Raw genomic sequence first — 19,873 nt, forward strand, 5'->3', positions numbered from 1 at the left:
ATGCTAAAGAACATGGAATTATTGATCGGTCGAGTCATCAAGTCGCACGGCATCAAAGGTGAAGTATCCGTCGACGTGACTACAGACAGCCCAGAAGAGCGCTTCTATCCGGGGGCAGTGCTCAACGGCAAGCAGGGCGCCAAAGACTTGGAATTCACCATCTCTACTGTGCGGGCGCACAAAGGCCGGCTGCTGCTGACTTTTGAAGAAATCACTGACCGAACCCAGGCCGATTCCTTGCGTGGGGTTCAATTTTTTGCCCCACCGCTAGAAGATGACGATGATGACGACGGCTTCTACGACCATGAACTAGAAGGGCTCAACCTTGTTCTGGATGGAAACGTCATCGGTGAGGTAACAGGCATCAGCCATGGTCCCGTGCAGTCGCTGCTAGAAGCGAAACTGCACAACGGCAAAGAAGCACTGATTCCATTCGTCGAAGAAATTGTTCCGGAGATCGATCTCGATGAAGGCACGTGCACTATCACGCCACCGGAAGGACTTCTGGAACTGTGAGGATTGATGTCGCAACCATTTTCCCGGAATACCTCGATCCACTACGCCATGCTTTATTAGGCAAAGCCATTGAACAAGGCCGGCTGAGCGTCGGGGTGCATGACCTACGCGACTGGGCAGCCGGTACGCATAAACCCGTTGATAGTGCTCCCGCCGGCGGAGGGCCTGGCATGGTTATGAAACCAGATGTCTGGGGACCAGCATTAGATGATATCGCCGCGGGACGTGCAGACGGCAGTGAATTAGACTCTGCCATGCCGCACTTAGAGCGCCTGCGCCATGATGAACTGCAAGGGGTAGCAGGTAATTCTTATGACGGTGAAGGTGAAGATTCCGATCTGCCGTTGCTTTTAGTGCCAACGCCAACAGGCAAGCCTTTTACCCAAGATGACGCTCGTGCGTGGTCGCACGAAAATCACATTGTCTTTGCCTGCGGCCGCTACGAAGGCATCGATCAGCGCGTCATCGATGATGCACGCAACCGGTACCGCGTGCGGGAAGTCTCCATCGGTGATTATGTGCTCATCGGTGGGGAAGTCGCCGTGCTGGTGATCGCTGAGGCTGTCGTGCGGTTAATCCCTGGCGTGCTGGGCAATAAACGCTCGCATGAGGAAGATTCCTTTTCCGATGGTCTATTGGAAGGGCCTTCTTATACCAAGCCGCGCGTGTGGCGAGATCTAGAAATTCCGGAAGTTCTTACATCCGGCAATCACGGCCTGGTAGATAAATGGCGGCGTGAGCAGTCGTTGCAGCGCACTTTGGAAAGGCGGCCGGAGCTTCTTCACGACGCCGATTTGAATAAAGCAGATAAGAAATTCTTGGAGGGGTTGGGTTGGACATCAGCGTAGATCTCTCAGTGCTGCTGTATCCCTCACAGTGGGAGAGCATCATTGAAGCATTGCCCGACCGCGCTGCCGATGCAGGCGTGCACATAGAAAATATTGCTGTCGAGCAACTCTATAGCGCTTGCGAACACGAAAACGTGCTAGTTAATGAATACTGGATGCGCCACGGTCAAGCACCCACTGGGGCAGAGGTCTACCGGATCATTGTCAACGGCTCCTCGCAGCTACCACTGAATAAATGCGCCACCGCGGTCGCAGAATCCTTCCCAGCAGAAACCACCTGGTACGGCACCGCCGAAATTGGTCATACCGAGTTTGGACTCGGCACGACCTTGGCGTGGACACGCGATTAGGTGCCCTTGACGTTGAGCACCTGGCGTAGCTCGTGCTGGACATCGACAAGCTTGGTGGCATCAGCCATTACTTGGTCGATGTCTTTATAAGCATCCGGTATTTCATCAATCCAGGCCTTGCCCGGACGGTAGACAATACCTTCCATGCGCTTGTCTAAATCTTCGGTGGTAAAGCGCTTGCGAGCTTCCGTGCGAGAGTAGCGTCGGCCAGCACCGTGCGGTGCGGAGCGCAGCGCCGGAGCAAAGCCTTTCCCTTCGACGACATAAGAACGCGTACCCATGGAGCCCGGGATGAGTGCTTTGACGCCGAGATCGGCAAGCACTGCTCCCTTGCGCGTGAGCCACACCTGTTTACTAAAGTGCTCTTCCTTGACCGTGTAGTTGTGGTGGCAGTTAATTCTTTCTGCTTCCACCACATCCGCACCCATGAATTCCGACAGGCAGCGTGCGAACCTATCCATCATTTCCTCACGGTTGAGGTAAGCAAAGTGCTGCGCCCAGTGAAGCTCCGTGATGTAGTCATCGAATTCCTGGGTACCTTCGGTTAAGTAGGCCAGGTCACGATGAGGCAAGCGCACCCAGTGCTTGTCGCACTGTTCCTGTGCTGCCGCGATGTGCTTTTGCGCAATCTTATTGCCCACGCCGCGCGAGCCAGAGTGCAAAAACATCCAGACTCGGTCTTGTTCATCCAAGCACAATTCAATGAAGTGATTTCCGCCGCCGAGGGAACCTAGCTGCTGGCGCCACTTGGGAGAATGCGATAGGTCAACCTCGTCATTCTCGGCCATCTGTGCCAGCTCGCGTGCTCGGCGATCCGCGGAGCCTTCTAGGTGCCACTCGTTATAGTTTCCGGGAGACAGCGGAATGGCAGCTTCCAGCGCATCGCGCAGCGGAATTAGATCTTTCGGCAAGTCCGCAGCAGTAAACTGCGTGCGCACGCCAATCATGCCGCAGCCGATATCAACACCGACGGCAGCAGGAATGACGGCGCCGATCGTGCCAAATACGGTGCCAACAGAAGACCCCATGCCCACGTGAGCATCGGGCATTAGCGCGACGTGCGGGTGGATAAACGGCATGCCAGCAAGTTGTTCAGCCTGCTCCATTACGGCGGGCTCTAGCACGGAAGCGAAAGTCTCCACGTGGATCTTGTCATTGAATTTGCGAGGTGCAGCCCGTTTGGGGCCGCGAGAACGAGACATAAGTCCTTCTCCTTGTCTTGAAAGGTGGTAGAAAAACAAAAACCGGCGTCAGCTGATGCTGCGCCGGAAAACTAGGATTTAGTTCACATAACTAAATCCACATGCGCGCACGCCAAAAGGAACCGAGTTGCAGTTGATATAGATGCACGGTTTTCTCCTTTTCGCAATTAAAGTCATAAAATGAACACGCGGGAATTAACGCTAGCCCGAAGTGGGGAATTAATCAATAGTCAATATGGGCGGCTGCTAGACTCGGTCGAATGATTGCAGCGACTATCGCACAAGAAATTGGGGTTCGCCCAGATCAGGTAGAAACCGCCCTGAAGCTTTTGGCGGAAGGAAATACGGTGCCGTTTATTGCCCGGTACCGCAAGGAGGTTACTGGGGGATTAGATGATACCCAGTTGCGGACCATCGAAACCCGCGCTACCTATCTCAAAGAACTAGAAGAACGCAAGCAAACAATCCTCGACGCGATTGAAGAGCAGGGAAAGCTTGACGATGCCCTGCGTCGTGAAATCCTCGAGTGCACAACCAAGGCACGCTTGGAAGACTTGTACTTGCCGTATAAGAAGCGGCGCAAAACCAAGGCCGATATTGCGCGTGAAGCAGGCCTGGAACCGTTGCTCGAGGAGCTCATCGACAAGCCCAGCGCTGACCCGAATGAACTTGCCAAGGCCTACCTGACCGAAGGCTTTGAAGACGAAAAGAAAGCCTTGGACGGCGCGCGGGCGATCATCGTGGATCGTTGTGCGCTGGATGCCGATTTGGTGGGGCAGGTGCGTGAGGAGATGTTTAGCACCGGCACCATGGAAGCAAGCGTTGTCGCTGGAAAAGAGACCGAAGGCGCGAAATTCAAGGACTACTTTGAATTTTCCGAACCTTTTGACTCGTTGCCCTCCCACCGCATCCTGGCGCTGCTACGCGGTGAATCCGAAGGCATTTTGCAGCTCAACCTCAACGCTGGCGACGATGATATTTACGAAAATATGATTGCCACTCGCTTTGAGCTGGATCGCACCTCAAAGTGGTTGTCGCAGGCCGTGCGCTGGGGCTGGCGGACCAAACTCTACATCTCAGCAGGTCTTGATGTGCGCATGCGGTTGAAAGAAATCGCCGAAGAAGGTGCGCTGAAAGTCTTTGCTACCAACCTGCGCGATGTTTTGCTTGCCGCACCAGCTGGTCAGCGCGCCACGCTGGGCTTGGACCCGGGATATCGCAACGGCGTCAAATGCGCGGTGGTTGACCCGACCGGCAAGGTGCTAGATACCAGCATTGTCTACCCACACCAGCCCCAAAACCAGTGGAGCCAGGCAGTACAAACCTTGTCCACCTTGTGCGCCACCCATGGTGTGGAATTGCTGGCCGTGGGCAACGGCACCGCCTCCCGCGAATCTGAAAAGCTGGCCGTCGAAGTCGCCGACCTTGTGGCACGAGCAGGCGGTAAGCGCCCAACCTCCGTGGTGGTGTCTGAATCCGGCGCTTCGGTCTATTCCGCATCGCAACTAGCCGCTGATGAGTTCCCGAACATGGACGTCTCGTTGCGTGGTGCGGTATCTATTGCGCGCCGCTTGCAGGATCCCTTGGCAGAGTTGGTCAAGATTGATCCGAAGGCCATTGGCGTTGGCCAATACCAACACGATGTCAACCAGGCAGCGCTCGCGCGCACCCTTGATGGTGTGGTCGAAGATGCCGTCAACGGCGTTGGCGTCGATATCAATACTGCCTCCGGCCCGCTGCTGGAGCGCGTGGCGGGTGTTAATGCCACCCTGGCGGATAATATCGTGGCTTACCGCAATGACAATGGGCTTTTTACCACGCGCAAAGAACTGAAAAAGGTTCCACGCCTGGGACCGAAAGCTTATGAGCAATCAGCCGGCTTCCTGCGCATTAGCGGTGGCAAAGACCCACTCGATAGCTCCGCTGTGCACCCTGAGGCTTACCCGGTAGTACACAAGATTGCCTCCGCGACCGGACTAACTATCGATGAGCTTATTGGCAATACTCGTGTATTGGGTGGCCTGAACCCAGCCGATTTTGCGGATGACACCTTCGGTATCCCAACGGTTAGCGATATCATCTCGGAGCTTGATAAACCTGGCCGCGACCCACGCCCGGAATTTAAGACAGCGACCTTTAAAGAAGGCGTGGAAAAGATTTCCGACCTGGTCCCCGGCATGGTGCTGGAAGGCACCGTCACCAACGTAGCTGCGTTCGGTGCTTTCGTGGATGTGGGCGTGCACCAAGACGGTCTCGTGCATATCTCAGCGATGAGCAATAAGTTCGTTTCAGACCCGCATGAGGTCGTGCGCTCCGGGGAAGTGGTCCGGGTCAAGGTCTTAGAAGTTGATGTTCCCCGCAAGCGCATCTCGTTGACCCTGCGCCTGGAAGATGAGGCGCAGGCGAAGAAACCTGAGAAAGTATCGAAGCCTCGCAAGCAGCCGCGCACCAGGCAAAAGCCCGCGCCACGTGGTTCGATGGCGGATGCTTTGAAGAATGCTGGGTTCTAAGAAATTTGTAATATTCCCGCTGCATGTGCGACAATTACTGACTGTTCTATGTAGATGGATATGAACCGGTTAGTTTTACGCTAGGGTCCTCTATCCCAAATTGAAAAGGATTGCCATGAGCAACATTCTCGATAAGATCAATGCAGCATCGCTGCGCGATGATATCCCAGCGTTTCGCCCAGGCGACACCTTGGACGTTGAGGTCAAGGTTATTGAAGGTAATAACCAGCGTACCCAGCTCTTCAAGGGTGTCTGCATCCGCCGTCAGGGCGCTGGCGTCAGCGAGACCTTCACCGTACGTAAGGTTTCCTTCGGCATCGGCGTAGAGCGTACTTTCCCAGTACACTCTCCAAACCTGGAGTCCATCACCATTGCTCGTCGTGGACGCGTTCGTCGTGCGAAGCTGTACTACCTGCGTGACCTGCGCGGTAAGAAGGCTCGTATTAAGGAGCGCCGCTAATAAACGGCTAAAGTCCCTGCCTTGTGGCAGGGACTTTTTTTGGGTTTTATGCACCAGTGGGTGCGCGTTTGCCGTCCATTGGATTGCCAGCCTCAATGATCGATCCGACATTGAGCACGGTTTCTTCATCAAAGGCACGGCCAATGATTTGCAGCCCGATGGGAAGCCCGTCCTTTAGCCCTACGGGCATCGACAGGGCAGGCAACCCGGTGAGGTTGCTGGGGCCGGTAAACCTGATGAAGTGATCGATGAGATCCACGTCGGTGCCGTTGAGGTCTGCGACCGGGGAACCAATTGTCGGTGGCATGACCGGTAAGGTCGGCGCGATGATGACATCGACTTCTTCTAGGGCCTTTGCAAAGTCCTGCTTGATCTGGCGGCGGACTTGTTGGGCTTGGAGATAATCAACAGAAGAGAAGACCTCTCCCAGCTCAAAGAGGAAGCGAATATCATCGCCGAAATCATCAGCACGGTTGATGAGATCATTGTGGTGGATAGCCGATGCCTCTGACAAGCTTGTGGCAAGCTCCGCCCATTCCGAATACGCCAGCGAAGGAATCGACACCGTCTTCACGGTGGCGCCTTGATCCGCCAATGCTTGGATTTGGTCGCGGACGCGCTTTTCGATGTCAGAATCAACGTCCTTGAAGAAGTAATCTTCTTCAACTCCAATAACCAGTTTGCTGGGATCTCCGCGCAACGCGTCTTGGTAGTTGCCCACCTCAACCTTGACGGAGGTGGGGTCGCGTTCATCGAAGCCGGCAATGACTTGCAGCAGTGCTGCCGCATCATCGACGCTCTTGGACATCGGCCCGATATGGTCCAAGGTCCACGCCAGTGGGAAGCAGCCATACTTGGCCACGAGTCCATGAGTGGGTTTGAGACCTACGAGCCCGCAAGCGGCTGACGGGATTCGAATAGACCCCGCGGTGTCTGTGCCGAGTGTGGAGAAGGACATATCAGACGCTACCGCCGCACCGGATCCACCCGAGGAGCCACCGGGTACCTTGTCCAGGTCCCAGGGGTTATGGACCGGGCCGAAGTGCGGGCTGTTGTTGTCAATGCCCCACGCATACTCATGCATGTTGAGTTTGCCGGTGAGCACGATTCCGGCTTCTTTCATCCGCGCCACCACGCTGGCATCGTCGTCGGAGACGAAGTCCTGGTGAATCTTTGAAGCCATGGTGGAGACTTCGCCGCCGATGTAGATATTGTCCTTGATGGCCATGGGAACCCCGTGCAAGGGGCCGCGGATTTTGCCAGCGGCGATTTCCTCATCGGCCTTTTTCGCATCAGCCAGTGCTTGTTCCTCGCGGAAGCTGATGTAGGCATTGACCTGCTCATTCAAAGAGCGAGCGTGCTTCAACAACGCTTGAGTCAACTCCACGGACGTGACCGTGCCGTCGTGAATGAGTGCGCCTACTTCGGTGGCTGTCTTTTTGAGCAGGGAATTATCCGACATGATCTCCTCCTGGCAGATTGCGAAGCGAGATATCGGCGTCGGCGAACGCGATATTGGAAAGATCCCCTTTAAGGTTTTGGATCTCTTCCCATTTATTTTCTAGCTTGTCGATGTTCTCCGGCTTGGGGTGAATTCCTTTGGCCGCGAGCAAGGCCTCGATGGACACAGTCATCTGATGGTCTCCGTTCACGTTAGAAATCTGCGTTCCCCGGCGAGCAGACAGGAAAACTGCCTGCTCAGGTGGAACTAATTGCCAAGGTATGTGAACGGGCGCACAAATGCAACCATTTGCGTATTAATGCACTTTTAGGCGAGGAGTTGGCGCGAGGCAAGCTCGCGGTAGAGATCGGAGGTTTCCAATAATTCTTCGTGTCGGCCGCGTGCTTGGACTTGGCACTTATCGATGACCAAAATCTGATCCGCATCAGTCACCGTGGACAATCGGTGCGCCACGATGATGACGGTCTTATCCGCACCTGCTGCGGCAATCGCATCCAAGATAAGTTGCTCGTTTTGCGAATCGACCGCGGAAGTTGGTTCATCGAGGACCAAAATGGGTGAATCCATCAGCAGCATGCGCGCTAAGGCAAGGCGCTGGCGTTGACCGCCCGATAAAGACACGCCCCGATCACCCAACACGGTATCCAAGCCTTCAGCGTCTGCGAATCGGTCGCGGAGATTGACTTGGTCTAAGGCCTGCCAGCATTGCTCGTCGGTGGCGGAGAAATTCGCAAGCTTGAGGTTTTCTCGCACGGTACCCGCCAGGATGGCAGCTTCTTGTTCCACGTATCCCACCATGGAACGCACAGATTCACGCGAGAGCGTCGACATATCCTGATCTCCCAGATAAATCGTGCCGGAAGTCGGGTCATAGAAGCGTTCCATGAGCGCTAATGTCGTGGACTTGCCGCCACCGGAAGGACCGACCAAAGCGGTCTTGGTGCCGGGCTGGACTCTAAAGGAGATATCGTCAAGCACTGGTGTCTTGCCGTCATAGGAAAAGGACACGGAATCAAAGGCAATCGCCGAAGACTTAACAGCGTCTTTGCCGGTGGCATCTTCCAAAGGTTCATCTAAAACGTTGTTGATGCGGTCGATGGCACCCATGGCTTGGCGGACGGTGGTAATCGCGCTGAAGATTGTTCCCAGGGGCATCGAGGCCATAAACATATACAGCACGAATGAAACCAAGTCGCCGACGGAAATACTGCCCGTGGCCACGCGAGCGCCGCCGATACCGAGCACGATGAGAAACGAGCCTTGCAACGCGAGCCCAGAGACTGGGTTGAGCAATGCTCCGACCTTGGCCATTTTCACACCCTCGCGGAAGGCTCGACCGGCAGAGGAGTGGAGCTCTTTTTCTACGCGTTCTTCTGCCCGAGATGCACGCACGGTACGAACTGCCACCAGTGATTTATCCATTCCGGCGCCTAATTCACCGACGGCTTCTTGGGCACGCTTGGTGTATTTCTGCATCAAGCGGGAGGCGAAGATAACTGCGATCATGGTCAACGTGATGACGGAGAGCACCACCAGCAACATCATGACATCGATAAGCGCCATGAGCACCACGGAGCCGACGATTGTGAGCACGGAAGATACCGCTTGGACCAGCCCGCCGGTAAAAGCGGTGCGCACCAACGTGGTATCTGAACCGACGCGGGTGACTAGATCACCGGTGCGGTGTTTGTCATAGGTGGTAATAGGCAAGCGCAACAGGTGAGAGACAAGGTCCCGGCGAGTAGCAAAGACGGCTGCTTCGGCGGTACGGGTTAACAGGAACCACTCCAAGCCACTGGCGACGGACGATAGCACCAGCAAGCCGATAAGCACGGCAATCAACGCGCCCATGGGTTGGCCGATTTTTTCAATGATCTGATTGATGAGCATCGGCTGCGCAAGGCCCATTAACGAGCCCAAGATGGAAAAGACTATGGCGCCACTTAAAGCCGCCTTATGATGCCCCAGCATAGATAGCAGGGTGCGGAATGAATGAGAAGATTCTGACACAAGTTCATAGTCTAATCTGCGGCTGGATTAAAGGCTGCTACGATCGGCGGGGTGAAAGACAATAGCGCTGAGAGCGACAAGAAGCAGTTGCCATGGATAGTTGAAACCCTCCTGATCGTGGCGGTGGTTTTAGCGGTTGTTGGCCTCCTTCAGGCGTTTGTTGGTCGTCAGTACGTCATTCCTTCCTCCTCGATGGAGCCGACGCTGCATGGTTGTGAGGGCTGCACCAATGACCGCATTTTGACGGAGAAGATCAGCTACTACGGCTCGGATCCTGAACCTGGCGATGTCATCGTGTTTGAAGGAACACCATCGTGGAATGCGGGATGGGAATCTCCCCGTTCCGATAACAGCGTGCTGGCAGCTATCCAAGAAGGTTTGAGCTATGTCTCGCTCGCCCCGCCGAATGAGAACAACTTGGTCAAGCGCGTCGTAGCAACCGGTGGACAAACCGTCGAATGCCAAGAAGGCGACCCGGCAGTCATGGTGGATGGCGAACCGATTGATCAGTCGTATGTCTTAAGCCCTCCGACCTATCCCATCGATCCGACCACTGGCTCGGAAGCTTGTGGTGGACAATACTTCGGGCCGATTACCGTGCCTGATGAAAATGTTTTCGTGATGGGCGATAACCGCACCAATTCGGCGGATTCACGGGCGCACTCTTTTGATGAGTATCAGGGCACGATCCCTTTGGACAATGTTCGCGGCAAGGTAGCCTTGGTCTTTTACCCATTCAGCCGTATCGGTGGAGTCGATGACCCAGAAATCCAAGGCTAGTTCTGAGCCACCACAAAGCAGCTGGGGACTGTTGTGGGAAGCCTTCCTCATCATTGTCCTAGCGTTTGTCTTGCTCATTGGCACCCAAGCGTTTGTCGGCCGGCCTTATGTCATTCCTTCTGCGTCGATGGAGCCGACCTTGCACGGTTGTGAGGGCTGTACCAATGACCGCATCTTCGTCGAAAAGCTCAGCTACTATTTCTCCGATCCGGACCCAGGTGACGTGGTGGTCTTTGAAGGCCCAGATGCGTGGAATGTCGGTTTTAGCGTGGACCGTTCCTCTAATGTCATGGTGCGCGGGATGCAAAACCTCGTCGCTGCCGCAGGACTGCGGCCTAATACCAAAAATATTTTGGTCAAACGCGTCATCGCCACCGAAGGCGATACCGTGCAGTGCCTAGAAGATGACCCTGGCGTGATGGTCAATGGCGCAGAGACCAATGACTCTTTTGTTAAATACCCACCAGATATGGAAGTAAGCCCGCAAACCGGCTCGGCAGCCTGCGGTGGGGAATACTTTGGTCCTCTCACGGTGCCCGAAGATAGCCTTTTTGTCATGGGCGATAACCGCACCAATTCTTTGGATTCGCGGTATCACCTAGGCGATAAGCTTCAAGGAACCATTCCGGTTTCCAACGTGAAAGGGCGCGTGCGCGCGGTATTTTATCCGAGATTCCACTCTGTACCTTCGGAGACGGTTTAGGTGCGCAAGCTGGTCCAAAAGCGCACCTATGAAGTAGCGCTGTCCAAAGCTGGCTTGGGCCCGGTGGCAGGGGTTGATGAAGCAGGCCGCGGTGCGTGCGCAGGTCCGATCACCATTGCTGCGTGTATTTTGCCGGAGAAAATCATTCCGAGCCTGGCTACTTTAACCGATAGTAAAAAGTTGTCTGCCAAGCAGCGTGAAGAGCTTTTCCCAGCCATTCAACGCAACGCTTTGGCTTATTCCATCGTGCACATTGACCCCGGGGACATCGATAAGCACGGCATTCAGCACGCCAATGTCTCCGGCATGCGCCGCGCAGTGGCACGCCTGGAGGTGCGCCCGCGTTATATCCTCACTGATGCGTTAAAAGTCTCCGGGTTTACCGCGCCGTACTTGCCGGTGGTCGGGGGCGATTTCGCTATTCGATGCATCGCTGCCGCCTCCGTGCTTGCGAAAGTCTCCCGGGATCACATCATGGAAGAACTCGAGGAAAAGTACCCTGGCTATGGATTGGGCAAGCACAAAGGATATGGCACCGCGGTGCATACAGAAGCGATTAAGACACTGGGAGCAACTGCGATTCATCGGATGAGTTATTCCAACGTGGCGCACGCGCATTTGGAGTTCGAAATGACTAAAGTAAACCCCAGCATCGTCGAAGGAGAAAAATAGTGAGCGCTGAAGAACTGGAAAACTACGAGGCAGAAGTTGAGCTGTCCCTCTACCGCGAATACCGCGACGTGGTTAGCCAGTTTTCCTATGTCGTGGAAACCGAGCGCCGCTTCTACCTCGCTAACGCCGTCAAACTCATCCCGCATACCAACGGCCCGGATGTGTACTACGAAGTGCGTATGTCAGATGCCTGGGTGTGGGATATGTATAGGTCTGCGCGATTTGTTCGCTATGTGCGCGTGATTACCTATAAGGATGTCAACATCGAAGAACTCGACAAACCAGAGTATATTTTGCCTGAGTAATCAGCTGTTGCTTCTTATTCTGTGGATAACTTCGCCGTGACGGTGAGTTATCCACAGTTTTGCGTTTTGTAGATGTATCACTCATTGAGTTCCAGCCTTGTGCTGCCGGAAACTGGATTTGACCAGTAAATATGGCAACACGAAAGAATTCAATGATTAATAAAACCACCAGAAAATCAGCCTTAGGAAAACGCGGGGAACGATTCGCCGCCGATTATTATCGCTCGCGCGGGGCGGAAGTCATTGCCGCGAATGTGAATTACGCAGTGGGCGAAATTGACCTCATTGTCCGCGAAAACAACGTCTTTGTCTTCGTGGAAGTCAAGACTCGGACCACCGCTGCCTATGGAATTGCTGAAGCCGTCACTCCACGCAAAATGGCGCGCATGCGAAAAGCTGCGGTGCAGTGGCTTAATGGCCGGCCCTTGTCGGAAGTCCGCTTTGATGTCATCGCATTGCAAGTTAAGGGCATGTCCTTTGAGCTCGAACATTTCGAAGCGGTGAGCTAGGTGGCTTTAGCATCATGTAAGACCTTCGCTTTAGAAGGCGTCATCGCGCACATCGTAGACATTGAAGCGAATATCGGGCCCGGACTGCCGGGTATCCACGTGGTGGGGCGAACCGATACCGCCATTAGTGAATCCCGTCAGCGCATTAAGACCGCCATTATCAATTCCAAATTATCGTGGCCGAAAACCAAGATCGTGGTCTCGCTTTCTCCCGCATCTTTGCCAAAGTCTGGCTCGCATTTTGACCTCCCCTTGGCCGTGGCCATCTTATTGGCCGGCATGCAGGCTCAAGATGAGCAATTAGCTGCCGATGGCTATGCCACCTGGGGTACTGAATCCTTTGCAGAGAAAATCGCCAACACGCTTTTTCTTGGAGAGCTCGGACTCGATGGCAGTATTCGTCCAGTGCCAGGGCTGTTATCGGCCACGGTGGCAGCCCATAAACAAGGCTTTCGCACGCTAGTTATTCCACCTGGAAATGCCGCTGAGGCACAACTTGTCAAAGACGTCCGGGTTCTTATCGCGCACAACCTACGTGAAGTATTTGACTGGCTGCGCGGCACGGCGGTTCTTAAAACTCCGTCCCATGAGCCGCCACCTCCGCGCCAGCAGCTTATGGACTTCGCAGAAATCGCGGGCCAGCACGAAGCGAAATTTGCCGTAGAAGTAGCAGCCGCCGGCGGGCACCATTTGATGATGATCGGCCCGCCCGGCTCCGGAAAATCCATGCTTGCCGCGCGCATCCCGTCCATCCTGCCGGAGCTGAGCACGGCGCAATCTGTGGAATCCACGGCTATTCATTCCCTTGCTGGGGCGATGGGCAATGTCATCGCACATGCGCCGTTTATCTCCCCGCATGCCTCGCTGTCACGTCCAGCACTACTTGGCGGTGGTTATGGCAACCCACGCCCCGGGGCAGTAAGTCTTGCGCACAATGGGGTGTTGTTTTTAGATGAAGCCAGTGAAATCTCCCCAGCTGTTCTCGATGGCCTGCGCGCACCTTTAGAAGACGGCGAAGTCCGCCTTGCCCGTGCCCAACGAGAAATTACCTACCCCGCTAGATTTCAGTTGGTCATGGCCGCTAACCCTTGCCGGTGTGCTGCCGAAGATCCCTCCAAGTGCGTGTGCCGGTCTACCGCGCGACAAGACTACTTGCGCAATATCTCCGGCCCATTGCGCGACCGCTTGGATATCGTGTTGGAATTGTCCAGCCAACAAGCGCTATTGCACACCACGGATGAAGAATCGTCCGCAACCATTGCCGCCCGTGTGACCCTTGCTCGCGAAAGAGCGGCCTATCGCTGGAAAACTCACGGGTTATCAGTAGTCCACAATGCGGCCATGCCGTCGACATATCTTCGCCGACACTGCGCGGCCGATGAAACCGCGATGGCACTAGTCAGCGCTTATCTCGCCGAAGGGCAACTATCTCAACGCGGAGTAGACCGCTGCCTGAAACTGGCGTGGACCTTGTGCGACTTAGAGGGCGAAGACTCCCCAGGTTTGGACCACATTGCACAAGCCTTGAGTCTGCGCGGGGAGGGGTTTTAGATGTTTCTCAATGACACACCGGAACAAGCCTGGGTGTATATCAACCGCGTCGTTGAACCACCCTCACGAAACCTCGCGAACTTACTTGTCGAACACCCAGTAGAGAAGGTGGCCCATGGCATCTACCACCAGGAGGCTTGGGTAGGCCCTCTGTTGCAGGAATCCGCCGCGCGCCGGGACTGGTTGCGCCAACAAGAAGACCTCGACACCATTGAGCAGGTCGGTGCTCGTCTTATCACCCCAGATAGTGCCGAATGGCCCGACTTCGACTCGGCTTTTAGGTTTTATGACAACTCAGAAGCCCCAGCCACCTTTGGTAAAGAAGCCATCGCCCCGCAATGTCTGTGGGTTAAAGGACGGCCACTGAAAGAAACAGTAGCGCAATCTGTCGCCGTCGTCGGCACGCGAGCGATCACCCCGTATGGCACCCAAGCAACCCGAAAGGTGGTCGCTGACTTAGCCAAACACCAATGGACCATCGTCTCCGGTGGTGCACTCGGGGTTGATACCGTCGCTCACGGCGCAGCCTTGGAGATGCAAACTCCTACCGTTGCGGTTGCCGCATGTGGCATTGATTATGACTATCCCGCGCGTAACGCCCCGCTTTTTGAGCGCATTGCCCGCACCGGCACTATCGTCAGCGAATTCGCGCCGGGCACCACGCCGCAACGACACCGCTTTCTCTCGCGCAATCGCCTCGTGGCAGCAATGACCGCAGGCACCGTGGTCGTCGAAGCAGCTTTTCGCTCTGGAGCGCTCAATACTCTCAATTGGGCAGAAGCATTGGGGAAGGTCACCATGGCGGTACCCGGGCCGATTACTACTCCTGGCTCGCTGGGCTGTCACCAAAGAATCCAAGAAGGACGAGCTCAGTTGGTAGCCAGTGGGGAAGAGGTACGCGAACTTATCAGCCGGGTTGGTGATGCCGATGCCGGGGCGCAGTATGAGCTGGACTTTGCAGCGAACCCCGTGCAGGCACTGTCGCGAAATGAGCTCAAAGTCTACGACGCAGTTCCGCTTCACGATGGCCATACCGCCGAAGACATTGCCCGCGACGCCGGAATGCGCATCCCGTTGGTAGTTCACTTGCTGGTGGTCTTAGAAAAGCACACGCTTATTCGCAGGGAAGGAAAAAGGTGGATTAAACTCTTAAACCATGAGTAGTTCTCAAATGGTGGAAGCTATCTACGACTTCGCCGAGCACCAACGGTATGTGCTCGGCAGGTCTGAAGCGACCATCAAAGGCTATACCTCAGACCTGCTCGACTTGGCACAAACCACAGAAGACTTTGCTTCCTTTAACCTCGCGCACCTGCGCAGTTGGCTCGCCTCAGCTGTAGCAGCGGGCAAAGCTCGCTCCACGCTGGCACGGCGCACCGCTGCGGCTAAAGCCTTTTCTACCTGGGCGGTGAAACAGGGATACCTGCGCACCGATGAAGCAGCCAAGCTTTCGACCCCCAAAGTCCCGAAGCAGCTGCCGAAAGTCCTGAACGAACAAGAAGCAGCCACGGCGATGGGAAATGCCCATTCCGTCGACGAGCTCCATTCCTTGCGTGATGCCGCAATGCTGGAATTGCTCTATGCCACAGGGATGCGCGTCTCGGAGCTGACGGGCATCGATCTGTCAGACATAGACTCGTCTCGGCAAACCATCCGCGTCTTGGGCAAGGGAAATAAACAACGCGTCGTTCCCTACGGGCAAGCCGCGCAAAAGGCACTCGATCTGTGGCTGGCGCGCCGGGCTGAGATGGCGAAGGACCCATCTGCGTTATTCGTGGGCACCCGTGGTGGGCGCATCGATCAGCGCCAGGTGCGTCGCGTCGTGGAAGCTGCCGGGCAGGTCTCACCGCACGCGCTGCGCCACTCCGCAGCCACGCACATGCTCGAAGGCGGGGCAGATTTACGCGTGGTGCAAGAATTACTGGGCCATTCCTCGTTGCAAACCACGCAGGTGTACACGCACGTGACGTCTGAACGGCTCAAGAAAGTCTTTAATCAAGCTCATCCACGGGCTTAAGGCGGATAGTCGGAGTCAGCAACGACAGCGGGTTCATATATTGGTCTTTGCCCGTTCTAGCACCCCAATGAAGCCCTGGGGCATCATCGAAGGGATGTCCCAGCTTGCCGATGACATCGCCTTCCCGAACTACCTCACCCTGGCTGACCCACCCGTGTACTGGTTGATACGTGGTTCTAATCTCCTCATGCTGAATGGAGACAGTCGGGGTTCCGGCGACCACGCCCACAAACGCCACCGTCCCATCGCCGGCAGCGAGTACTTCTTCGCCAATGTCTAGGCGAAGATCCACTCCACGGTGCCCGGGCAACCAGTTTTGTGCCGGTGGGTCATACGGGCGCAGCACACCGCTGGCGTATGACGCACCAGTAGTGGGATCCACCCATGCAAGTAGTAAAGGGACTAATAACAGCCAGCATTTCCTCATGGCCTTAATTCTTGTGTGCAACAGTGGCAAGGGTCTAGGGGAGCATCGACAAGCACTGCGAAGTTGTGGAGAACTTGGCCTAGTTGTTTATGCTTCACCAAAAAATTGTGGACAGAGCGCATGTCGGTTTGATAAGCGGGGTAGTTCTGTCTAGACTCAGGCGTGCAGTGTGTCAAGAACATGCTGACTTCGCGCGGCGAAGACAACTCATCGACAAGGTCCCTTAACCGGGTGTTGATTGGGATAGCTTCGCAGCCAGGGTGCGGCAAAACCGCACAAATAATTGTACAAAACCGAAACTGAAAGCGAGCGAAACATGGCAGTTGTAACCATGCGCGAGCTCCTCGACGCTGGTGTGCACTTTGGTCACCAGACCCGTCGTTGGAACCCAAAGATGCGTCGTCATATCTTCACTGATCGCAACGGCATCTACATCATTGACTTGCAGCAGACCCTGACCTACATCGATGAAGCATTCGAGTTCGTCAAGGAAACCGTTGCTCACGGCGGTACCGTTTTGTTTGTTGGTACCAAAAAGCAGGCTCAGGAAGCAGTTGCTGAAGAAGCAACTCGCGTTGGCATGCCATATGTCAACCACCGTTGGTTGGGCGGCATGCTCACCAACTTCCAGACTGTTTCCAAGCGTCTGAAGCGCATGAAGGAACTTCAGGCAATGGACCAGGCTGAGGACGGCTACAAGGGCCGCACCAAGAAGGAAGTTCTCATGCTGACCCGTGAGCGCACCAAGTTGGAGCGTGTTCTCGGTGGCATCTCTGAGATGACCAAGGCTCCATCCGCACTGTGGATTGTTGATACCAACAAGGAGCACATTGCTGTTGCTGAGGCGCACAAGCTGAACATTCCAGTTGTCGCTATCTTGGACACCAACTGTGACCCAGATGACGTCAACTTCCCAATCCCAGGCAACGATGACGCTATCCGCGCAACCAAGTTGCTGACCGGCATCATCGCAACCGCTGTCGACGAGGGCAAGAAGTCCCGCGAAGAGCGTCAGTTGGCTGCAGCTAAGGAAGCTGCCGGCGACACCGCTGAGAAGGACGAGCGCGACGCAGCTGAGGCTGCGGCAGAGTCCGACCCAGCATCAGCTGAATAAGCTTATGTGACTTGCCCCCGTGCCGAGTACGGTGACGGGGGCTTGTTGTTGACATAGCCGACAGATCTTACAAAAATCGGCTACGCTATTTTCTGAACATTGTTTGATTAAACAAGGAGGATCGCCCCGACTATGGCGAACTACACTGCTGCTGATGTAAAGGCACTGCGCGAAACCACCGGCTCCGGCATGCTCGACTGCAAGAAGGCTCTGGAAGAAGCAGGCGGAGACTACGACAAGGCTGTCGAGATTCTGCGCATCAAGGGCGCAAAGTCCGTTTCCAAGCGTGCAGACCGCGAAGCAACCGAAGGTCTCGTTGCTGTTTCCGGCAACACCATGATCGAGATCAACTGCGAAACTGACTTCGTTGCTAAGAACGCTGATTTCCGCGCTTTCGCTGACAAGATTGCTGAAGCAGCTGCTGCTGCAAAGGCAAACTCGGCAGAAGAGCTCAACGCCGTTCAGGTTGATGGCAAGGACGTTGCCACCTTGATCGACGAAGAGTCCGCAAAGATCGGCGAGAAGCTGCAGGCACGTCGTGCAGTGACCATCGACGGCGACAATGTTGCTGTCTACCTGCACCAGCGCTCCGCTGACTTGCCACCTGCAGTTGGCGTTCTGGTTTCCTACGAAGGTGACGCAGAAGCAGCTCGTGCAGTTGCAATGCAGGTCGCTGCGATGAAGGCAGAGTACTTGACCCGCGAAAACGTTCCAGCTGACGTCGTTGAGAAGGAACGCGAAATTGCTGAGGCAACCACTCGTGAAGAGGGCAAGCCAGAAGCTGCACTTCCAAAGATTGTTGAAGGTCGTCTCAACGGCTTCTACAAGTCCATCGTCTTGCTGGAGCAGGCTGCTTTGTCTGATTCCAAGAAGACCGTGAAGCAGGTTGCTGAAGAAGCTGGCACCACCATCACCGGCTTCGAGCGCTTTGAGGTTGGCGCTTAAGAAAGTCACTCATGTGATATCAAAAACCCGGCCAGACGCCTGGCCGGGTTTTTGTATGCCTAATGTAAGATAGAACAGACTCGAAATCACCATCAAGGAGACGTATCCCGTGACCACTGAAAGCCGTCGTACAGCCTATAAGCGCGTGATGTTAAAGCTGGGCGGTGAAATGTTCGGCGGTGGGCAAGTCGGCATTGATCCGGATGTTGTAGAAAATGTAGCTCGTCAGATTGCAGAAATTGCTCGCTCCGGCACCGAGGTAGCAGTGGTGATTGGCGGCGGCAATTTCTTCCGTGGCGCAGAGCTGTCCCAGCGTGGCATGGACCGCGCCCGCTCTGACTACATGGGCATGCTCGGCACCGTAATGAATTGCTTGGCTTTGCAGGACTTCCTCGGCCAGCTAGACGTCGACTGCCGCGTTCAGACTTCCATCAATATGGCACAGGTTGCGGAGCCATACTTGCCGCTGCGCGCTGAGCGTCACCTCGAAAAGGGGCGCGTTGTCATCTTTGGTGCTGGCATGGGCATGCCATTTTTCTCCACCGACACCACCGCAGCACAGCGCGCGCTGGAAATCGGGTGTGAGGTCCTGTTCTTGGCGAAGGGCGTAGATGGCGTGTACTCCGATGATCCACGCTCGAACCCGGATGCGGAGCTTTATGATGAAATTACTCCACGTCAGGTCATCGAACGCGGGCTGAAGGTCGCTGACGCTACCGCGTTTAGCTTGTGCATGGACAATAATATGCCGATTTTGGTGTTCAATTTGCTCACGGAGGGCAATATCGCGCGCGCCGTCAACGGTGAGCGCATTGGTACCTTGGTTCAGTCTTAGTCTGCTACATTGAATTCGAATTAATAAGGAGATCACATCATGATTGATGACATTCAACTGGAATCTGAAGAGCGTATGGCCAACTCGGTGGAGCACACCCGTGAAGAGTTGGTAACCATTCGTACCGGACGTGCTAACCCGTCGATGTTTAACGGCGTTGTCGCTGAATACTATGGCGTTCCAACTCCGATTACGCAGATGTCTTCCATCAGCGTTCCTGAGCCACGCATGCTGCTCATTAAGCCTTATGAGCAGTCCATGATGGGCGAGATCGAAAACGCTATTCGTAACTCTGACTTGGGCGTCAACCCAACCAATGACGGCCAGGTTCTGCGCGTGACCATCCCACAGCTGACCGAAGAGCGTCGTCGTGACTTGGTCAAGGTAGCAAAGTCCAAGGGCGAAGATGGCAAGATTGCTATCCGTAATATCCGCCGCAAGGCCATGGAGCAGCTGAAGAAGCTGCAAAAAGATGGTGATGCTGGCGAGGACGAAATCGCCGCAGCGGAAAAGGAAATGGAAAAGATCACCCACGGCTACATTGAGCAGGTGGACAAGCTCGTTGCCAACAAGGAAGCGGAGTTGATGGAAGTCTAGTCTTCCACCAAGCTTTCACCTGGTGCTGTCGTCATGCGGCAGCACTTTTCATATTGACGA

At 55.1% G+C, this 19,873-nt stretch carries 22 protein-coding genes; 17 read left to right on the top strand and 5 right to left on the bottom strand.

Going from position 1 to position 19,873, the window contains the following annotated elements; genetic code table 11:
* Window positions 1-12 precede the first annotated feature (12 nt).
* The 3 genes from rimM to CAMM_RS05425 are packed head-to-tail and all read left to right on the top strand — an operon-like array spanning window position 13 to window position 1,714.
* Entirely contained in the window at window positions 13-516 is a 504-nt protein-coding gene (gene rimM, locus CAMM_RS05415) for a ribosome maturation factor RimM (RefSeq protein ID WP_040354362.1), read from the top strand.
* The gene (trmD, locus tag CAMM_RS05420; protein ID WP_003845346.1) at window positions 513-1,364 is read left to right on the top strand and encodes a tRNA (guanosine(37)-N1)-methyltransferase TrmD; all 852 of its coding nucleotides are present in this window, start codon (window positions 513-515) and stop codon (window positions 1,362-1,364) included. The genes rimM and trmD overlap by 4 nt, the downstream gene beginning before the upstream one ends.
* Window positions 1,349-1,714 (top strand): hypothetical protein, encoded by a 366-nt coding sequence (locus CAMM_RS05425; RefSeq protein ID WP_003845347.1) that lies wholly within the window; start codon window positions 1,349-1,351, stop codon window positions 1,712-1,714. Before trmD ends, CAMM_RS05425 begins: the two co-directional genes overlap by 16 nt.
* Here CAMM_RS05425 and CAMM_RS05430 read toward each other — a convergent pair.
* Complete coding sequence (locus CAMM_RS05430) at window positions 1,711-2,916, bottom strand: RtcB family protein (RefSeq protein ID WP_003845348.1); 1,206 nt, start codon at window positions 2,914-2,916, stop codon at window positions 1,711-1,713. The genes CAMM_RS05425 and CAMM_RS05430 overlap by 4 nt on opposite strands.
* Window positions 2,917-3,176: 260 nt before the next feature.
* Between CAMM_RS05430 and CAMM_RS05435 the strand changes: the two genes are divergently transcribed.
* Window positions 3,177-5,426 carry a Tex family protein gene (locus tag CAMM_RS05435; protein ID WP_003845349.1) on the top strand — a complete coding sequence of 750 codons (2,250 nt, stop codon included), beginning with the start codon at window positions 3,177-3,179 and terminating at the stop codon, window positions 5,424-5,426.
* A gap of 115 nt (window positions 5,427-5,541) precedes the next feature.
* Window positions 5,542-5,886: a 50S ribosomal protein L19 gene (gene rplS, locus CAMM_RS05440; RefSeq protein WP_003845350.1), complete on the top strand. Its 345-nt coding sequence runs from the start codon at window positions 5,542-5,544 to the stop codon at window positions 5,884-5,886.
* Window positions 5,887-5,932: 46 nt separating this feature from the next.
* On the opposite strand, the gene CAMM_RS05445 is transcribed toward rplS, so the two are convergent.
* From CAMM_RS05445 to CAMM_RS05455, 3 genes are all read right to left on the bottom strand, one after another.
* Complete coding sequence (locus CAMM_RS05445) at window positions 5,933-7,348, bottom strand: amidase (protein WP_003845351.1); 1,416 nt, start codon at window positions 7,346-7,348, stop codon at window positions 5,933-5,935.
* Window positions 7,338-7,538, bottom strand: a complete 201-nt coding sequence (locus tag CAMM_RS05450; protein WP_232051039.1) for a hypothetical protein — start codon at window positions 7,536-7,538, stop codon at window positions 7,338-7,340. The genes CAMM_RS05445 and CAMM_RS05450 overlap by 11 nt, the downstream gene beginning before the upstream one ends.
* A gap of 116 nt (window positions 7,539-7,654) precedes the next feature.
* Window positions 7,655-9,358, bottom strand: coding sequence for an ABC transporter ATP-binding protein (locus CAMM_RS05455; RefSeq protein WP_232051040.1), 1,704 nt, complete (start codon window positions 9,356-9,358; stop codon window positions 7,655-7,657).
* 51 nt (window positions 9,359-9,409) lie between these two features.
* Between CAMM_RS05455 and lepB (CAMM_RS05460) the strand changes: the two genes are divergently transcribed.
* The 8 genes from lepB (CAMM_RS05460) (at window position 9,410) to CAMM_RS05495 (ending at window position 15,895) form a co-directional block, all read left to right on the top strand.
* Window positions 9,410-10,138, top strand: coding sequence for a signal peptidase I (gene lepB, locus CAMM_RS05460; RefSeq protein WP_003845354.1), 729 nt, complete (start codon window positions 9,410-9,412; stop codon window positions 10,136-10,138).
* On the top strand, window positions 10,116-10,841 hold the full coding sequence (lepB, locus tag CAMM_RS05465; protein WP_003845355.1) for a signal peptidase I: 726 nt from the start codon (window positions 10,116-10,118) through the stop codon (window positions 10,839-10,841). The genes lepB (CAMM_RS05460) and lepB (CAMM_RS05465) overlap by 23 nt, the downstream gene beginning before the upstream one ends.
* Complete coding sequence (locus CAMM_RS05470) at window positions 10,842-11,513, top strand: ribonuclease HII (protein WP_003845357.1); 672 nt, start codon at window positions 10,842-10,844, stop codon at window positions 11,511-11,513.
* On the top strand, window positions 11,513-11,818 hold the full coding sequence (locus CAMM_RS05475; protein ID WP_003845360.1) for a DUF2469 domain-containing protein: 306 nt from the start codon (window positions 11,513-11,515) through the stop codon (window positions 11,816-11,818). Before CAMM_RS05470 ends, CAMM_RS05475 begins: the two co-directional genes overlap by 1 nt.
* A 152-nt stretch (window positions 11,819-11,970) precedes the next feature.
* On the top strand, window positions 11,971-12,327 hold the full coding sequence (locus tag CAMM_RS05480; RefSeq protein ID WP_003845361.1) for a YraN family protein: 357 nt from the start codon (window positions 11,971-11,973) through the stop codon (window positions 12,325-12,327).
* Entirely contained in the window at window positions 12,328-13,878 is a 1,551-nt protein-coding gene (locus CAMM_RS05485; protein WP_003845363.1) for a YifB family Mg chelatase-like AAA ATPase, read from the top strand.
* Complete coding sequence (gene dprA, locus CAMM_RS05490) at window positions 13,879-15,042, top strand: DNA-processing protein DprA (RefSeq protein ID WP_003845365.1); 1,164 nt, start codon at window positions 13,879-13,881, stop codon at window positions 15,040-15,042.
* Window positions 15,035-15,895, top strand: coding sequence for a tyrosine recombinase XerC (locus tag CAMM_RS05495; protein WP_040354367.1), 861 nt, complete (start codon window positions 15,035-15,037; stop codon window positions 15,893-15,895). Before dprA ends, CAMM_RS05495 begins: the two co-directional genes overlap by 8 nt.
* Here CAMM_RS05495 and CAMM_RS05500 read toward each other — a convergent pair.
* The gene (locus tag CAMM_RS05500; protein ID WP_050759776.1) at window positions 15,870-16,322 is read right to left on the bottom strand and encodes a M23 family metallopeptidase; all 453 of its coding nucleotides are present in this window, start codon (window positions 16,320-16,322) and stop codon (window positions 15,870-15,872) included. The two genes, CAMM_RS05495 and CAMM_RS05500, sit on opposite strands and share 26 nt — an antisense overlap.
* Before the next feature lie 316 nt (window positions 16,323-16,638).
* Here CAMM_RS05500 and rpsB point away from each other — a divergent pair, with 316 nt between their 5' ends.
* The 4 genes from rpsB (at window position 16,639) to frr (ending at window position 19,813) form a co-directional block, all read left to right on the top strand.
* Window positions 16,639-17,436, top strand: a complete 798-nt coding sequence (gene rpsB / locus CAMM_RS05505) for a 30S ribosomal protein S2 (RefSeq protein ID WP_003845373.1) — start codon at window positions 16,639-16,641, stop codon at window positions 17,434-17,436.
* 132 nt (window positions 17,437-17,568) lie between these two features.
* Window positions 17,569-18,381 carry a translation elongation factor Ts gene (gene tsf, locus CAMM_RS05510; protein ID WP_003845375.1) on the top strand — a complete coding sequence of 271 codons (813 nt, stop codon included), beginning with the start codon at window positions 17,569-17,571 and terminating at the stop codon, window positions 18,379-18,381.
* A 148-nt stretch (window positions 18,382-18,529) separates the two neighbouring features.
* Window positions 18,530-19,216, top strand: coding sequence for a UMP kinase (gene pyrH, locus CAMM_RS05515; RefSeq protein WP_003845376.1), 687 nt, complete (start codon window positions 18,530-18,532; stop codon window positions 19,214-19,216).
* A 39-nt stretch (window positions 19,217-19,255) separates the two neighbouring features.
* Window positions 19,256-19,813 carry a ribosome recycling factor gene (gene frr / locus CAMM_RS05520; RefSeq protein WP_003845378.1) on the top strand — a complete coding sequence of 186 codons (558 nt, stop codon included), beginning with the start codon at window positions 19,256-19,258 and terminating at the stop codon, window positions 19,811-19,813.
* Window positions 19,814-19,873 lie beyond the last annotated feature (60 nt).

This window comes from Corynebacterium ammoniagenes DSM 20306 (genome assembly GCF_001941425.1).
In the GTDB taxonomy this organism is placed as follows: domain Bacteria; phylum Actinomycetota; class Actinomycetes; order Mycobacteriales; family Mycobacteriaceae; genus Corynebacterium; species Corynebacterium ammoniagenes.

What these genes read in the sequence shown, in the direction of transcription:
- rimM (WP_040354362.1), top strand. Translation starts at nt 13, where the DNA reads ATGGAATTATTGATCGGTCGAGTCATCAAGTCGCACGGCATCAAAGGT.
- CAMM_RS05430 (WP_003845348.1), bottom strand. Translation starts at nt 2,916, where the DNA reads ATGTCTCGTTCTCGCGGCCCCAAACGGGCTGCACCTCGCAAATTCAAT.
- CAMM_RS05435 (WP_003845349.1), top strand. Translation starts at nt 3,177, where the DNA reads ATGATTGCAGCGACTATCGCACAAGAAATTGGGGTTCGCCCAGATCAG.
- rplS (WP_003845350.1), top strand. Translation starts at nt 5,542, where the DNA reads ATGAGCAACATTCTCGATAAGATCAATGCAGCATCGCTGCGCGATGAT.
- CAMM_RS05445 (WP_003845351.1), bottom strand. Translation starts at nt 7,348, where the DNA reads ATGTCGGATAATTCCCTGCTCAAAAAGACAGCCACCGAAGTAGGCGCA.
- lepB (WP_003845355.1), top strand. Translation starts at nt 10,116, where the DNA reads ATGACCCAGAAATCCAAGGCTAGTTCTGAGCCACCACAAAGCAGCTGG.
- CAMM_RS05480 (WP_003845361.1), top strand. Translation starts at nt 11,971, where the DNA reads ATGATTAATAAAACCACCAGAAAATCAGCCTTAGGAAAACGCGGGGAA.
- dprA (WP_003845365.1), top strand. Translation starts at nt 13,879, where the DNA reads ATGTTTCTCAATGACACACCGGAACAAGCCTGGGTGTATATCAACCGC.
- CAMM_RS05495 (WP_040354367.1), top strand. Translation starts at nt 15,035, where the DNA reads ATGAGTAGTTCTCAAATGGTGGAAGCTATCTACGACTTCGCCGAGCAC.
- CAMM_RS05500 (WP_050759776.1), bottom strand. Translation starts at nt 16,322, where the DNA reads ATGAGGAAATGCTGGCTGTTATTAGTCCCTTTACTACTTGCATGGGTG.
- rpsB (WP_003845373.1), top strand. Translation starts at nt 16,639, where the DNA reads ATGGCAGTTGTAACCATGCGCGAGCTCCTCGACGCTGGTGTGCACTTT.
- tsf (WP_003845375.1), top strand. Translation starts at nt 17,569, where the DNA reads ATGGCGAACTACACTGCTGCTGATGTAAAGGCACTGCGCGAAACCACC.
- pyrH (WP_003845376.1), top strand. Translation starts at nt 18,530, where the DNA reads ATGTTAAAGCTGGGCGGTGAAATGTTCGGCGGTGGGCAAGTCGGCATT.
- frr (WP_003845378.1), top strand. Translation starts at nt 19,256, where the DNA reads ATGATTGATGACATTCAACTGGAATCTGAAGAGCGTATGGCCAACTCG.